We start from the raw sequence: 14,772 nt of genomic DNA, 5'->3' as shown, positions 1-14,772 counted from the left end.
CGACCGCCCGTAGAACTGGACGAGGCCGGCGACGCTGTAGCGTCCCGGCCTCTGGTTTCCCGCGCGGCGTCTACAGAACCGGGGAAACTTGTAGACCAGCTTACGACACGGCACGCGGAACGAGCAAAAGCCGGCTACCGCGGGCGGGCCTGACCGGCCAGGATGGCCCGCAGCATCGGCACGCTGAGCGGGGCGTCCGCGGCTGCGACCGCGGTCAGCACACGGCAGGCGTCCAACTCCGTCGATCCCGGTGGCACGACGTACAGCAACGAGTGCCGGTCGTGGGTCCCCATCAGGTAGACGGTGTCGCGGGCAATCAGCGAATACGCGTCGACCGCCACCGAGGTGGAGCCGCGGATGAGGCGAGCCGGTGCGTTCTCCCACAGGGCCGGGTCATACAGCACGCGCCGCACCGGACCGATCCGCAGCCCGAGCACGGCGACCAGATCCTGCAATCCGGTACCGAGCCGACGATCGGGCGGCCACCAGGCACCGCCCACCGTCCCCTGCACGCCCGGATGGTTGGACAGCGCCAGGCGGGTTGCGAGCCCGGCCCCTGAATCGTCATCGGCCATTGGCCACGTTCCCGTCTAGGGGCAGTGCCATCGCAGATGGTGCCGGAAAATCTCGGCACGCGAGGAACCTGCGATCACCCCACCCTAGCAAAATCGCACCGTCACCCTCGGGCGCAGCGCGCGGAGAGCGTAAAACGCTGTCAGCTAACACGTTTCATCGATCTTCTGCGCATCGACCGCCGTCGTACCAAACATGCCGAAACGCCCGATATGGCGGACCGTTCCCCTAGCATCGAGGGCAAAGACGCCAACCAGAGGAGTCACGATGCCTGACGCCAAACCCAACATCCTGGTCATCTGGGGCGACGATATCGGCATCTCGAATCTGAGCTGCTACAGCCGTGGACTGATGGGCTACTCCACCCCCAATATCGACCGCCTCGCCGACGAGGGCATGTTGTTCACCGATTCCTACGGCGAGCAGAGTTGCACCGCCGGGCGGGCATCGTTCATCACCGGGCAGAGCGTCTACCGGACCGGGATGAGCAAGGTGGGCATGCCCGGTGTCGATATCGGCCTGCAGAAGGAGGACCCGACCATCGCCGAGTTGCTCAAGCCGCTGGGCTACGCCACCGGCCAGTTCGGCAAGAACCACCTGGGCGACCTCAACAAATACCTGCCGACAGCACATGGTTTCGATGAGTTCTTCGGCAACCTCTATCACCTCAACGCCGAGGAAGAGCCGGAGAACGCCGACTACCCCACCGCAGAGGAAGCGCCGATCATGCGTGCGCGCCTGCTGCCACGTGGGGTGATCCACTCCTGGGCGACCGACGAGGACAGCGGTGAGGTGGACGAGCGTTACGGACCCGTGGGCAAGCAGCGGATCGAGGACACCGGGCCGCTGACCAAGCTGCGGATGGAAACCATCGACGACGAAACCACCGGCGCCTGTGTCGATTTCATCAAACGCCAGCACGAGGCGGACACCCCGTTCTTCGTCTGGATGAATATGACGCACATGCATTTCCGGACCCACACCAAGCCCGAAAGCCTCGGTCAGGCCGGCCGTTGGCAGTCGCCGTACCACGACACGATGATCGACCATGACCGCAACGTCGGCACGTTGCTGGACCTCGTCGACGAGCTCGGCATCGCCGAGGACACCATCGTCATCTACTCCACCGACAACGGACCGCACGCCAACAGCTGGCCCGACGGCGCCACCACCCCGTTCCGCAGCGAGAAGGCCACCAACTGGGAGGGCGCCTTCCGCATTCCCGAGTTGATCCGCTGGCCCGGAAAGATCAAACCCCGCTCGGTGTCCAACGAGATTGTGCAGCACCATGATTGGCTGCCCACCTTGCTGGCCGCCGCCGGCGACCCGGACATCGTCGACAAGCTCAAGGCCGGGCACACCATCGGCGACATGACGTACAAGGTGCACATCGACGGCTACGACCTGGTGCCCTATCTGACCGGCGAGGTGGACAAGAGCCCGCGGCGCGGGATGATCTACTTCTCCGACGACTGCGATGTGCTCGGCATCCGCGCCGAGAACTGGAAGGTGGTCTTCCAGGAGCAGCGCCGCCAGGGCACGCTGGAGATCTGGTTCGAACCGTTCACCAAATTGCGCGCCCCCAAGCTGTTCAACCTGCGCACCGACCCGTACGAACGCGCCGACATCACCTCGAACACGTACTGGGACTGGGTGATCGACCGCATCTATCTGGTGCTCTACGGTTCGGCGATCGCGACCCAGTTCCTGCAGACGTTCAAGGAATTCCCGCCGCGCCAGGAGCCCGCGTCGTTCACCATCAACAACGCGGTCGAGGAGCTGGAGAAGTTCCTCGCCACCCGCGGGGGCTGAACGTGACCGATCTGCAGTCCTGGACCGACGGCCCCACCAAGTCGGCGATCATCGACTTCGTGGGCCGCGCCGCGGCCGACATCCCGCCCGAGGAGCGGGTGGCGGTCTTCGACAACGACGGCACGCTGTGGGTGGAGAAGCCCGCCTACGTCCAGCTCGACTTCCTGGTGCGTCGGCTGGCCGAGCAGGCCGCGGCGGATTCGGAGCTGGCCGGCCGACAGCCGTATCGGGCTGCGGTCGCGGGCGACCTGGCCTGGTTCGGCGACGTCGTGACGAAGCATTACAACGGCGATGACTCCGGGCTCAAAGTCCTTGCGGCGGGCATCCTCTCGGCCTACGCCGGCTTTCCTGTCGAGGAGCACGCGCAGCGGGTGAAGGAGTTCTTCGACGCGGCGCGACACCCGACCCTGCAGCGGCCGTACACCGCATGCGGATACGTCCCGATGTTGGAACTGCTGCGTTACCTGGAGGCCAACGGGTTCACCAACTACATTGCCTCCGGCGGTGGCCGCGACTTCATGCGGCCGATCACCACGCAGATGTACGGCATCCCGCCCGAACGGGTGATCGGCAGTTCGGTGGGTCTGGACTTCGTCGACGGTCACCTCAAGACGACGGCGACACCGGAATTCCTCGACGACGGACCGGTCAAACCCGTCCGCATCTGGGGCCGGGTCGGGCGGCGCCCCATCTTCGCGGCGGGCAACTCCAACGGTGACATCGAGATGTTGCAGTACACCAATGGTTTTCGGTTGCTGATCAATCACGACGACGACGAGCGGGAGTTCGCATACACCGCGGGTGCCGAGAAGGCACTGGAACTGGCCGGCGCCGCCGACTGGACGGTGGCCAGCATCCGCACCGACTGGGCACGGGTCTTTGCCTGACATCCCAGGCGACCCCTCGGTGCCCAAACCCACGAATGGGCCAGAAAGTGCGAGCAACTCTCGGCAGAACGTCGATCTCGGCGACGATCTGGTGTGGATCCCGCCCCAGACGACCCTGCTGGGCTCCGATGACCACGAACCCGAGGAAGGCCCGGCCCGCGAGGTCGGAACGGACGGATTCTGGATCCAGCGCCATCAGGTCACCAACGCGCAGTACGCGCAGTTCGTGGCCGAGACCGGGTACGTCACCGTCGCCGAGCGCCCGGTGGACCCCGCCGATTTCCCCGGCGCGCCGCCGGAGAACCTGGTGCCCGGATCCATGGTGTTCCGGCGCACCGACGGTCCGGTCGACCTGCGCCACCTCAACCAGTGGTGGATGTGGACCCCGGGCGCCAGTTGGAACCACCCGCGCGGCCCCCGGTCCTCGTTGACGGGCCGCGAGCAGCATCCGGTGGTGCACGTCGCGTTCGAGGACGCCGCGGCCTACGCCGGCTGGGCCGGCCTGGCGCTACCCACCGAGGCGCAGTGGGAGACCGCGGCTCGTGGTGGGCTGCGCGCAGCCACCTACACCTGGGGTGACGAACCGGAGACCGCCGGCCGGCGGCTGGCCAACTATTGGCACGGCGAGTTCCCCTACCTACCCGAAACCGGTTACGGGACAACGAAGCCGGTCGGCAGTTTCGAGCCCAATGGATACGGGCTCTTCGATATGGCCGGCAATGTCTGGGAGTGGACCACCGACTGGTACGGCCCCGATCGAGACAGCCGGCCGTGCTGCGCATCCGACAGTCGGGACCCGCAGTTCGGCATCCCGCGCCGGGTGATCAAGGGCGGGTCATTTCTGTGTGCCGACAGTTACTGCATGCGTTACCGCCCCGCCGCCCGCCGGCCCCAGATGGTGGACACCGGGATGAGCCACATCGGCTTCCGGTGCGTCACGAACTGAGGGGACGACGGCTTTGTCGGGCGGCGCGGGCACTGCGCCGGCCGCCCGGCCCGGCTGGATCTTCGGATCGGGTGAGCGGGATGTCTCCCGTTCGCTAGGGTTGGAACACGTTCTAAAACCCTCGATGGAGGCTGTATGACCGACACCGTGCTGGTTACCGGCGCCTTCGGACTGGTCGGTTCGGCCACCGTGCACCGCCTCGCCGCCGACGGTCGGCGGGTGGTCGCCACCGACCTCGACACGCCGGGCAACCAGAAGGCCGCCGCGGCGCTGCCGGTCGGCGTCACGGTGCGCTGGGCCGACCTCACCGACCCGTCCGCCGTGGGCGCGCTGGTCGCCGATACCGCGCCGTCGGCGATCATCCACCTCGCCGCGGTCATCCCGCCGTTCATCTATCAGCGCCGCGGGCTGGCCGCGAAGGTCAATGTCGGCGCCACCGCGTCACTGCTGTCCGCCGCCGAAAAGCTTTCCGCACCACCACGTTTTGTCCTCGCTTCCAGTGTCGCGGTGTACGGGTCGCGCAACCCGCACACCGTCGCCGGTGTGCTGACGGGCGACACCCCGGTCAACCCCGCCGATATCTACGGCGACCACAAGGTCAAGGCCGAGGCCCTGGTGCGGTCCAGCACGCTGGACTGGGTGATCCTGCGACTCGGCGGGGTGCTGACCGCCAACCCGGGCTCCTACATGAAGATCGACAACTTCTACTTCGAAGGCATGCTGCCGACCGACGGTCGCCTGCAGACCGTCGACGTGCGAGATGTGGCCTGGGCCTTCGCCGCCGCCACCACCGCCGACGCCATCGGCGAAACCCTGTTGATCGGCGGCGACGACGGCACCCACCGGCTGCGCCAAGGTGATGTGGCGCCCGCCATGGCCGCCGCGCTCGGGCTGGTCGGCGGGCTGCCGACCGGCCTCAAGGGCAACCCCGACGATGACGCGGGCTGGTTCAACACCGACTGGATGGACACCACCCGGTCCCAGGAAGTGCTTGGCTTCCAGCACTATTCGTGGCCGGACATGTTGATCGAGACGGCCGAGAACTCGGGCCTCAAGCGCCCGCTGCTGCGGTTGATCGCACCACTGGCCCGCCAGATTCTGCAACGCCGAACGGCGTATCACGGCACCGGTCAGCGATACGCGGATCCGTGGAAAGCGATCCAAGCCAAATGGGGCGACCCACGACCGGAGGCCGGCGCATGACAGCAACGGCTTCCGGGGCGGCGGGTAAGACGGCCATCGTCATCGGCGGCGCCTCGGGCATCGGGTGGGCCTGCGCCAGGGCACTGGCCGCCGAGGGTTACCGCATCGTCATCGCCGACCGCAACGCCGAGGGAGCCGTGGCCCGCGCCACCGAACTCGGCACACCCCACACCTGCGCTGTCGTCGACGTCGTCGACGAGCCCTCGGTCGCAGCGCTTTTCGAGTCGACGGGGGCGATCGACGCGGTGGTCAACTGCGCCGGATTCTCCAATATCGGTCTGATCGTGGACATGGCGGCCGAGGATTTCCGCGCGGTCATCGACGTCTGCCTGAACGGGTCGTTCATCGTCGCCAAGCACGCCGGCCGGCACCTGGTCGATGGTGGCTCGCTGGTGTCGATATCGTCGCTGAACGGGCGCCAGCCGGCGGCCGGGATGAGCGCATACTGCTCGGCCAAGGCCGGTTTGTCGATGCTGACGCAGGTCGCCGCGCTCGAGATGGCACCGCGCGGAATCCGGGTCAACGCGGTCGCACCGGGGTTCGTGCACACCCCGCTCACCGAGGGCGCGGCACTGGTGCCGGGCGTCGTCGAGGAGTACGTGGAGAACACCCCGCTGGGCCGGGCCGGCACCCCCGAGGACATCGCCGAGGCCGTGGTGTTCCTCACCAAGGCCTCCTGGCTCACCGGCGAGGTGCTCGATCTCAACGGCGGATCCCACATGAAGCGCTACCCCGATCTGCTCGGGCATATCGCCAAGCTCGCGGCACAGTGATCGATCCTGTGAAATAGCTGGCGTGCATACCGAGTTCACCGTCACCCAGAAGCGGGCGCTGGCGATCGCGACCGTGGTCGCCATCGCCTTCGGGGCGTACTTCCTGCGCGGCTACTTCATCCTGATCGTGGTGGCCGCGGTGGTGGCCTACCTGTTCCATCCGATCTACGAACGGTTGGGCAAGAAGTTCGGCAGCGGACTGTCCGCGACGTTCACCTTGCTCGCCGCGCTGGCCATCGTGATCGTGCCGATCGCCGGCGCCGTCGCCATCGGGGTGGTGCAGATCAGCGTCATGGTCCGCAGCGTCGCCGACTGGGTGGGCAAGACGGATCTGAGCTCGCTCGGTGACCGCTCGCTGCGGGCGGTCAACGACCTTCTGGACCGGGTGCCGTTCCTGTCGAGCACGAACATCACCGCGGAGTCGCTGCAGAAGTGGGTGGTCACCTTCGCGCAGCGGGCCGGCCAGTGGGGTCTGGAGTTCCTGCAGGGCGCCGCCGGCGGCCTGTTCGGGGGTTTGACCGCCGCCGTCATTTTTCTCTACGTCTTCATCTCGATACTGGTCAAAGGCGACGAGCTGCGGCTGCTCATCGTCCGGCTCAACCCGCTCGGCGAGGAAGTCACCGACCTGTACCTGGCCAAGATGGCGGCCATGGTCCGTGGCACCGTCCAGGGCCAGTTCGTCATCGCCGTGGCCCAGGGGGTGGCCGGCGCCATCTCCATCTACATCGCCGGATTCCACGACGGGTTCTTCATCTTCGCCATCCTGTTGTCCGCCTTGTCGGTCATCCCGCTCGGCGGCGGCATCGTCACCATCCCCTTCGGCATCGGCATGGCTTTGTTCGGCAACGTCACCGGCGGCATCTTCGTCGTCGTCTTCCACCTGCTGGTGGTGACCAACATCGACAACGTGCTGCGGCCCATCCTGGTCCCGAAGGAGGCCCGGCTGGACTCGGCGCTGATGCTGCTGTCCGTCTTCGCCGGCATCACCATGTTCGGTTTTCTCGGCATCGTCATCGGACCTGTGGTGATGATCGTCATCGTCACCACCATCAGCGTGTACCTGTGGGTCTACCAGGGCGTCCCGATGGACGTCGGAACGGAAAACGACGACGAGCCGAAGCGACCCGGCCGGCTCAAACGGCTGATCGCATACGCCCGGGTGGCCGCCCGCCGGACCAGGCCGGGAATCCCGGCGCCGGCCAGCTCACCGCCGACGGCGGGCGATTAGGCCGGCAGTGGCCTGGCCGTCTGCACCGACCTGGCCAGCACGCGGAACTCGTCGGCGCTGCCGGCGCCGGTGATGGACAGTTGCGCGCCATCCGGCAACCGCGTCGTCCACACCGGCTCACCCTCGCCGGGCTCGTAGACCACCCACTTCACGCCGTCCACATCCTGGGCACCGGTGGGCACCAGGTCGGTGTTGATGGACGAGACGAGCGCGTTCTCGTCGGCGTCGCTCTGGGTGAGCGCCATGTACATGCCGCCCGGCGACAGGTAGCCCACCCGCGAGGTGACCGCACGGGCCTTGCGGCCGGTCGCGGCGTCGACGCGGCCGCCGTCGATTCCGCCCCGGTTCCCGGAGTTCGCCGTCCAGCCCGCCGGCAGCGCCGGCAACCTGATGGGTATCCGCAGCGCCTCGGCGTCGGCCTTCAGGGCGGCCGCGGCGTCGAAGTGCGGCGCGGGGCCCGCGCCGGGCCCGTTCGGCTGGAACGAACACATGCCCAGCACTCCGGCCAGCACGATGCAGACCAGCACGAGTGGGGCCATCGACCAGAACATGTCACGGCCGTCCTGCAGCAGCCGGTTCTTGGCGGGCGCGGGCACCGGCACCATGATCGGTGTGTCGGTCTCGGGTTCCCGCGGGCTGGTCATGACTGCCAGTATCCCAGTTCCCAAACTGAGAGCCGCTAATGGGACAATCTGGCCCATGACGCCATCACGCCGGGAAGCCCCCGACCGGAACCTTGCCCTGGAGTTGGTCCGTGTCACCGAGGCCGGGGCCATGGCCGCCGGTCGCTGGGTCGGTCGCGGCGACAAGGAAGGTGGTGACGGGGCCGCCGTCGACGCCATGCGCGAGCTGGTGAACTCGGTCTCGATGCGCGGTGTGGTGGTCATCGGCGAGGGCGAGAAAGACAACGCCCCGATGCTCTACAACGGGGAAGAGGTCGGCAACGGTGACGGGCCGGAGTGCGACTTCGCCGTCGACCCGGTGGACGGCACCACGCTGATGAGCAAGGGCATGCCGAACGCCATCTCGGTGCTCGCGGTCGCCGAGCGCGGCGCCATGTTCGACCCGTCGGCGGTGTTCTACATGCACAAGATCGCCGTCGGCCCCGATGCCGCCGACGTCATCGACATCACCGCCCCGATCGCCGAGAACATCAAGCGGGTGGCCAAGGTGAAGAACTCCAGCGTCGCCGACCTCACGGTCTGCATCCTGGACCGTCCCCGGCATGCGCAGCTGATGGCCGACGTCCGGGAAGCCGGCGCCCGGATCCGGCTGATCTCCGACGGCGACGTCGCCGGCGCCATCGCCGCCTGCCGCCCGGGTTCGGGCACCGATCTGCTGGTCGGCATCGGCGGTACCCCCGAGGGCATCATCGCCGCCGCGGCGATCCGGTGCATGGGCGGCGCCATCCAGGCCCAGCTGGCCCCGACCGACGACGACGAGCGGCAGAAGGCGCTGGACCGCGGCTACGACCTGGACCGGGTGCTGTTCACCGAGGATCTGGTCTCCGGCGAGAACGTCTTCTTCTCCGCCACCGGCGTCACCGACGGCGACCTGCTCAAGGGCGTGCAGTACTCCGGTGGCGGCTGTACCACCCAGTCGATCGTCATGCGGTCCAAGTCCGGCACCGTCCGGATGATCGAGGCGTACCACCGCCTTGCCAAGCTCAACGAATATTCCGCGGTGGACTTCACCGGGGACCTGTCCGCAGCACACCCTCTCCCCTGACCCCTTCCGAGTAAAGGACACAGATGACCGACAGCGCAGTCGAGAACGAAGTTGAGTACCGGATCGAGCACGACACCATGGGAGAGGTCCGGGTTCCGGCCAAGGCCCTGTGGCGAGCCCAGACCCAGCGTGCGGTGGAGAACTTCCCGATCTCCTTCCGCGGCCTGGAGCGGACCCAGATCCGTGCCCTGGGACTGCTCAAAGGTGCTTGCGCACAGGTGAACAAGGACCTGGGGCTGCTGGCCCCGGAGAAGGCCGACGCGATCATCGCCGCCGCCGGTGAGATCGCCGACGGCCTGCACGACGAGCAGTTCCCCATCGACGTGTTCCAGACCGGCTCGGGCACCAGCTCGAACATGAACGCCAACGAGGTCATCGCGTCGATCGCCGCCGCGGGCGGTGTGACGGTGCATCCCAACGACGACGTGAACATGTCGCAGAGCAGCAACGACACCTTCCCCACCGCGACTCATATCGCCGCCACCGAAGCCGCTGTGCGCCACCTGATCCCGGCGCTGGAGATTCTGCACGAGTCGCTCGCGGTGAAAGCCAAGCAGTGGCGCACCGTGGTGAAGTCCGGCCGCACCCACCTGATGGATGCGGTGCCGGTCACCCTGGGCCAGGAGTTCGGCGGCTATGCCCGCCAGATCGAGGCCGGCATCGAGCGGGTCAAGGCCACCCTGCCCCGCCTCGGTGAGCTGGCCATCGGCGGCACCGCCGTCGGCACCGGCCTCAACGCGCCCGACGGGTTCGGCGCCAAGGTGGTCGAGGTGCTGGTCGCCCAGACCGGGATCGCCGAATTGCAAACCGCCAAGGACTCTTTCGAGGCCCAAGCCGCCCGCGACGGGCTGGTCGAGGCATCCGGGGCACTCAAGACCATCGCCGTGTCGCTGACCAAGATCGCCAACGACGTGCGCTGGATGGGCTCCGGCCCGCTGACCGGTCTGGGCGAGATTGCGCTGCCGGACCTGCAGCCGGGCAGCTCCATCATGCCGGGCAAGGTCAATCCCGTTCTGCCCGAGGCGGTCACCCAGGTGGCAGCGCAGGTGATCGGCAACGACGCCGCAGTCACCGTCGGCGGCCTGTCCGGTGCGTTCGAGCTCAACGTCTACATCCCGGTGATCGCCCGCAACGTGCTGGAGTCGTTCACGCTGCTGGCCAACGTCTCGAAGTTGTTCGCGGCCAAGTGCATTGACGGCCTGGTGGCCAACGAAGCGCACCTGCGCGAGCTCGCCGAGTCGTCGCCGTCCATCGTGACACCGCTCAACTCGGCCATCGGCTACGAGGAAGCCGCCAAGGTCGCCAAGGAAGCCCTCAAGGAGCGCAAGACGATCCGCCAGACGGTGATCGACCGAGGCCTGATCGGTGACAAACTGTCGGAGGCCGAGCTGGACAAGCGCCTCGACGTGCTGGCCATGGCCAAGGTCAAGCCGGGCAACTGACCAACGTCTGCCGAGTGTGAATGTCGCGACGCTTTCTCAAGAATTCCGTCGTGGCATTCACACTCGCGGCTCTGAGGCCAGCCTGTCGGGTGCGACGAACCTGATGCCCGGCCACGTGGTGAGGCTGTGCAGCAGCAGGCTCAGCGTCACGGTGATCACCACCGCTTGAGTGATGGTGGCGGAATTCTGCATCTCGCCGTGCCCGATCACCAGCAGTCCGAGCACCAGGGTGCCGATCCCGCGCGGACCGAACCACCCGATGAACAGGCGGCTGCGCATCGGCACATCGGTGCGTAGCAGCGCCAGCTGCACCGCGATCGGGCGGACCAGTAGCAACGCGACCACACAGAACAACACGGTGCGCCAGTCGGTTTCGCGCCAGCCCAGGAAGATGGCGTAGCCGCCGAAGATAGCGAACACCACCAGCTCGAGCACCTGGCCCACTGCATCGGACACCTGGGTGGGCACCTGCGAATCCGCGTGGCGCGCGACGGCCGCGTAACCCAGGCCGCCGACGAAAGCCGCCACGAAACCGCTGGCATGCACCCGTTCGGCAATCCCGAAACACACCAAAGCCATGGCCACGGTCGCCAATTGGGCCCACGTGTCGTTCATCCAGTTGCGTCGCCGGGACGCCATGATGATCGCCCCGCCGGCCACCCCGATCGCGGCGCCCATGAGCAACGACACCAGCTCGGTGTGCACCAGGAACCAGCCCCAGCGGCTGAGATCCCCGTCCGAGCGCTCCGAGGCCAGCGCCAGCGCCGCGAGCGCCGCCGCGAGCGCGAACCCGTCGTAACACCCGCTCTCCACCGACAGCGCGTGCCGCACCCGTTCGGGGATGCGCTGGTCCTCCAACAGCGCGTCGATCAACGCCACCTCGGTGGGGGCCACCACGGCGGCCAGACATACGGCTTCCCACACCGGCAGCACCGGCAGCAGCACCAGGGCGGTGACCGTGCCCAGTGCCAGCGCCAGCGGGATACCGACGATCAGCAGCCGGAAGGTGGCGTGGCCGCGGCGCACGGCGGCCGCCAGGTCCAGCGACGCCGCCTGGTTGAACAGGATGACGCTGAGCGCCAACTGGGCCACGGTGTTGAAGGTGCGGGTGTCGTCGGCGGCGATCACGTCGAAACCGAAGGGCCCCAGCACCATGCCCATCAGGATGAACACGAGTGCCGGGGCCAGATACCACCTGTTGACCAGACCGGAGATCACGGCGTACATCAGCACCAGCACGGTCAGGGCAAGCGCGGTGCCGGTGTGCATACCGCGAAATCCTATGGGGCGACGCTACCTTTGGCCGGCGAACGCCCGGTGTTTCACCGTTGCGGTCGGGTCGATGGTTCGTCGGGGTGAGCGGTGTGCGCCGCGGTGTTGAAGGCGGTGCCACCGATGCCGGCCGCTGCCGTGGCGATGTCGATCCCGGCGCTGTGCCGCCCGGCCGGGCGCTCCGGGGGTTGCGGGGCGGGTGCGGGCGTGTCGGACAGGTGGTAGTGCCGGGCCAGCCGGTGTTCCTCTTCCGGGGTGATCCCCGCCCGCACCCGCAGGCTGGGCGACTGCTTGACGGTGGCCTTGTCCACGGCCACCCTCACCGCGTTGCGGTCGCAGTGCGCACCCGCGAGCGGGACGAACGCCGATGACATGCCGAACAGACCGTGGTTCACGGTCACCCACTTCGGTTCGCGGGTGGAAGCGTCGACGAAGATCTCGTGGATCTTGCCGATCTTGTGCCCGGATGCGTCGTACGCCGTGGCGCCGACGAAGTGTTGTACCGAACCCGTCATGTTCTTCTCCTCCGTTGCGGGGATCGAGCAGCCTCACAACGGGTAACCGCCTCGCGCCGGCGGCTAAACATCACCAGGTCAGTGCGTCAGGCCCCGTTGTTGGGCCCTCCGGAGTTCGCCCCGGGGATATCGGTGATCGGGAAGTTCGGCATCGGCGCCGGTGACGGCGTGGCCGGCAGCGACGGGATCTCGGCGGCCGGGATATCGGTGAGATCGTTTGCGGGCGCGCCGTTTTCGCGACTGCCGTAGCTGGTGCCCGGTTTTCGTTCACCCAGCATGTGGCTGACCGTGACCAGGTGGTAGCCGTTGGCCTTGAGCACCGGGATGAACTGGTAGACCAGATCCACGGTGGAGGAATAGGTGTCGTGGAACAACACCACCGAATTGGGCTTGACCTGCGTCATCAGCATGTAGCGGGTGGCCGCGGTGTTGGCGTCGTTGTACCAGTCGAACGGGATGACATCCCAGTTGATGTCGGCCAAATCCTGTTTGGCGGCCTCGGCCAGGACGGCGTCGTTGATCAGACCGCCCGCGGTGCGCACCAGTTTCGGGCGCTGGCCGGTGGCCGCCTCGATGGCGGCACTGGCCTTACTGAACTGTGCGGGAATCGCCTGCGGCGGGATGGCCGTCATATTGGGGTGTTCCCAGGTATGGCTACCGATCTCCATCCCGGCCTCGGCGACGCGCTTGGCGCCATCGGGGTTGGCCGCGACCTTGTTGCCGATCAGGAAGAACGTCGCCTTGGAGTCGGTGTCCGCCAGGATCTTCAGCAATCGGTCGGTGTACGGGCCAGGGCCGTCGTCGAAGGTCAGCGCGATGCACTTGACCTCGGCGCAGTTCACCACATCGGGATCGTCGCGGCGGATGTGCCCGGACAGCCCGCCGACGATGAGCACCGCAATGGCGGCGACGACCCCGACGACGGTCCACAGCCAGGCATGTCGCGACACCCAAGCAGCCTACCGGCTGGCGATTTGGGCGCGTTTACCCGCGGTCAGCGCGGGTAAACGCGCCCAAATCACTGCGGTCAGGGCAGGGCTTCCGGGGTGATCTCCTCCAGCATCTCGGTGACCAGCGCGGCGATCGGCGAGCGCTCGCTGCGCATCAGGGTGATGTGGGCGAACAGCGGATGCCCCTTGAGCTTCTCGATCACCGCCGCCACCCCGTCATGCCGGCCCACCCGCAGGTTGTCGCGCTGGGCGACGTCGTGGGTGAGCACCACCCGCGACCCGGCTCCCAGACGGGACAGCACGGTCAGCAGCACATTGCGCTCCAGCGACTGCGCCTCGTCGACGATGACGAATGAGTCGTGCAGCGAACGGCCGCGAATGTGGGTAAGCGGTAACACTTCCAGCATCCCACGGCTGAGCACCTCTTCGAGTACCGCCGGGCTGGCCAGGCCTTCCAGGGTGTCGAAGACCGCCTGGGCCCACGGCCCCATCTTCTCGCTCTCGCTGCCGGGCAGATAGCCCAGGTCCTGGCCGCCGACGGCGTACAGCGGACGGAAGACCACGACCTTGCGCTGGGTGCGGCGCTCCAGCACCGCCTCCAGGCCGGCGCACAGCGCCAGCGCGGACTTGCCGGTGCCGGCCTTCCCGCCCAGGGACACGATGCCGACCGATTCGTCCTGCAGCAGATCGAGGGCGACGCGCTGTTCGGCTGACCTTCCCCGGAGGCCGAACACTTCGCGATCACCGCGCACCAGCTGCACCCGTTTGTCGGCGTTCACCCGGCCCAGCGCCGAGGAGCTACCACCCAGCAGTCGAACGCCGGTGTGGCACGGCAGATCTCGTGCATTGGCCAGGTCGAGCTCACCGTCGGCGAACAGCGCGTCGATATCCTCGGCGCTGACGTCGATCTCGCTCATGCCGGTCCAGCCCGAGGTCACCACGTCCTGGGCGTGGTACTCGTCGGCGGTCAAGCCCACGGCGCCGGCCTTGACCCGCAGCGGGATGTCCTTGCTGACCAGGGTGACGTTCTTCCCCTCGGCGGCCAGGTTGGCCGCGCAGGTCAAGATCCGGGCGTCGTTGGTGTCGGTGCGGAAACCCACCGGCAGGACCGTCGGATCGCTGTGATTGAGCTCGATGTGCAGGCGCCCACCGTGGGTTCCCACCGGGATCGGTTGATCCAGCCGACCGTGTTCCAGGCGTAGATCGTCGAACAGCCGCAACGCTTGTCGGGCGAACCAGCCGAGTTCGTGATGATGCCGTTTGGCTTCCAGTTCACTGATGACCACAAGCGGGACAACCACTTCATGTTCTGCGAAGCGGGTGCACGCCCAAGGATCGGACAGCAACACGGAAGTGTCGAGCACATAAGTCCGGATCGGCGAATCAGTCACGAGGCGCTCCTCAGCCCGCGCGGCCCCGCGAAGGCAATTCGGCGGGCGCTGC

The 14,772-nt window shown here is 67.3% G+C and carries 14 protein-coding genes; 8 read left to right on the top strand and 6 right to left on the bottom strand.

Translation table 11 applies throughout. The features are described from left to right. Positions 1 to 134 precede the first annotated feature (134 nt). Positions 135 to 575, bottom strand: coding sequence for a DUF5994 family protein (locus ACXPWS_RS06250; RefSeq protein WP_458711615.1), 441 nt, complete (start codon positions 573 to 575; stop codon positions 135 to 137). A gap of 265 nt (positions 576 to 840) precedes the next feature. Here ACXPWS_RS06250 and ACXPWS_RS06245 point away from each other — a divergent pair, with 265 nt between their 5' ends. From ACXPWS_RS06245 to ACXPWS_RS06220, 6 genes are all read left to right on the top strand, one after another. Beyond that, positions 841 to 2,385, top strand: coding sequence for an arylsulfatase (locus ACXPWS_RS06245; protein ID WP_458711614.1), 1,545 nt, complete (start codon positions 841 to 843; stop codon positions 2,383 to 2,385). A gap of 2 nt (positions 2,386 to 2,387) precedes the next feature. Beyond that, positions 2,388 to 3,272, top strand: coding sequence for an HAD family hydrolase (locus ACXPWS_RS06240; RefSeq protein ID WP_458711613.1), 885 nt, complete (start codon positions 2,388 to 2,390; stop codon positions 3,270 to 3,272). 88 nt (positions 3,273 to 3,360) lie between these two features. Next, positions 3,361 to 4,218: a formylglycine-generating enzyme family protein gene (locus ACXPWS_RS06235; RefSeq protein ID WP_458713426.1), complete on the top strand. Its 858-nt coding sequence runs from the start codon at positions 3,361 to 3,363 to the stop codon at positions 4,216 to 4,218. Positions 4,219 to 4,353: 135 nt separating this feature from the next. Further along, positions 4,354 to 5,421: an NAD-dependent epimerase/dehydratase family protein gene (locus ACXPWS_RS06230; RefSeq protein ID WP_458711612.1), complete on the top strand. Its 1,068-nt coding sequence runs from the start codon at positions 4,354 to 4,356 to the stop codon at positions 5,419 to 5,421. Continuing rightward, positions 5,418 to 6,194 (top strand): SDR family NAD(P)-dependent oxidoreductase, encoded by a 777-nt coding sequence (locus tag ACXPWS_RS06225; protein ID WP_458711611.1) that lies wholly within the window; start codon positions 5,418 to 5,420, stop codon positions 6,192 to 6,194. Before ACXPWS_RS06230 ends, ACXPWS_RS06225 begins: the two co-directional genes overlap by 4 nt. Before the next feature lie 22 nt (positions 6,195 to 6,216). Then, positions 6,217 to 7,422 (top strand): AI-2E family transporter, encoded by a 1,206-nt coding sequence (locus ACXPWS_RS06220; RefSeq protein ID WP_458711610.1) that lies wholly within the window; start codon positions 6,217 to 6,219, stop codon positions 7,420 to 7,422. On the opposite strand, the gene ACXPWS_RS06215 is transcribed toward ACXPWS_RS06220, so the two are convergent. Then, a complete protein-coding gene (locus ACXPWS_RS06215; protein ID WP_458711609.1) occupies positions 7,419 to 8,066 on the bottom strand; it encodes a DUF4245 domain-containing protein in 648 nt (215 codons plus the stop codon). The two genes, ACXPWS_RS06220 and ACXPWS_RS06215, sit on opposite strands and share 4 nt — an antisense overlap. A gap of 55 nt (positions 8,067 to 8,121) precedes the next feature. Between ACXPWS_RS06215 and glpX the strand changes: the two genes are divergently transcribed. Next, a complete protein-coding gene (gene glpX, locus ACXPWS_RS06210) occupies positions 8,122 to 9,150 on the top strand; it encodes a class II fructose-bisphosphatase (protein WP_458711608.1) in 1,029 nt (342 codons plus the stop codon). A gap of 23 nt (positions 9,151 to 9,173) precedes the next feature. Beyond that, entirely contained in the window at positions 9,174 to 10,592 is a 1,419-nt protein-coding gene (locus ACXPWS_RS06205) for a class II fumarate hydratase (protein WP_458711607.1), read from the top strand. Between the two features lie 57 nt (positions 10,593 to 10,649). Here the strand turns inward: ACXPWS_RS06205 and ACXPWS_RS06200 are convergent, their stop codons facing one another. From ACXPWS_RS06200 to ACXPWS_RS06185, 4 genes are all read right to left on the bottom strand, one after another. Further along, positions 10,650 to 11,861: a cation:proton antiporter domain-containing protein gene (locus ACXPWS_RS06200; RefSeq protein WP_458711606.1), complete on the bottom strand. Its 1,212-nt coding sequence runs from the start codon at positions 11,859 to 11,861 to the stop codon at positions 10,650 to 10,652. 53 nt (positions 11,862 to 11,914) lie between these two features. Beyond that, positions 11,915 to 12,379 (bottom strand): PRC-barrel domain-containing protein, encoded by a 465-nt coding sequence (locus tag ACXPWS_RS06195; RefSeq protein WP_458711605.1) that lies wholly within the window; start codon positions 12,377 to 12,379, stop codon positions 11,915 to 11,917. Between the two features lie 86 nt (positions 12,380 to 12,465). Further along, entirely contained in the window at positions 12,466 to 13,329 is an 864-nt protein-coding gene (locus ACXPWS_RS06190) for a polysaccharide deacetylase family protein (RefSeq protein ID WP_458711604.1), read from the bottom strand. Between the two features lie 77 nt (positions 13,330 to 13,406). Continuing rightward, positions 13,407 to 14,720, bottom strand: coding sequence for a PhoH family protein (locus tag ACXPWS_RS06185; protein ID WP_458711603.1), 1,314 nt, complete (start codon positions 14,718 to 14,720; stop codon positions 13,407 to 13,409). Positions 14,721 to 14,772: the final 52 nt, after the last annotated feature.

Source organism: Mycobacterium sp. BMJ-28 (assembly GCF_054404835.1).
The sequence above is the reverse complement of the archived record's forward strand: the minus strand, read 5'-3'. Positions and strand labels throughout refer to the sequence as shown.

Coding starts and splice junctions, on each gene's coding strand:
- ACXPWS_RS06250 (WP_458711615.1), bottom strand. CDS start 575: ATGGCCGATGACGATTCAGGGGCCGGGCTCGCAACCCGCCTGGCGCTG.
- ACXPWS_RS06245 (WP_458711614.1), top strand. CDS start 841: ATGCCTGACGCCAAACCCAACATCCTGGTCATCTGGGGCGACGATATC.
- ACXPWS_RS06230 (WP_458711612.1), top strand. CDS start 4,354: ATGACCGACACCGTGCTGGTTACCGGCGCCTTCGGACTGGTCGGTTCG.
- ACXPWS_RS06225 (WP_458711611.1), top strand. CDS start 5,418: ATGACAGCAACGGCTTCCGGGGCGGCGGGTAAGACGGCCATCGTCATC.
- ACXPWS_RS06215 (WP_458711609.1), bottom strand. CDS start 8,066: ATGACCAGCCCGCGGGAACCCGAGACCGACACACCGATCATGGTGCCG.
- glpX (WP_458711608.1), top strand. CDS start 8,122: ATGACGCCATCACGCCGGGAAGCCCCCGACCGGAACCTTGCCCTGGAG.
- ACXPWS_RS06205 (WP_458711607.1), top strand. CDS start 9,174: ATGACCGACAGCGCAGTCGAGAACGAAGTTGAGTACCGGATCGAGCAC.
- ACXPWS_RS06200 (WP_458711606.1), bottom strand. CDS start 11,861: ATGCACACCGGCACCGCGCTTGCCCTGACCGTGCTGGTGCTGATGTAC.
- ACXPWS_RS06195 (WP_458711605.1), bottom strand. CDS start 12,379: ATGACGGGTTCGGTACAACACTTCGTCGGCGCCACGGCGTACGACGCA.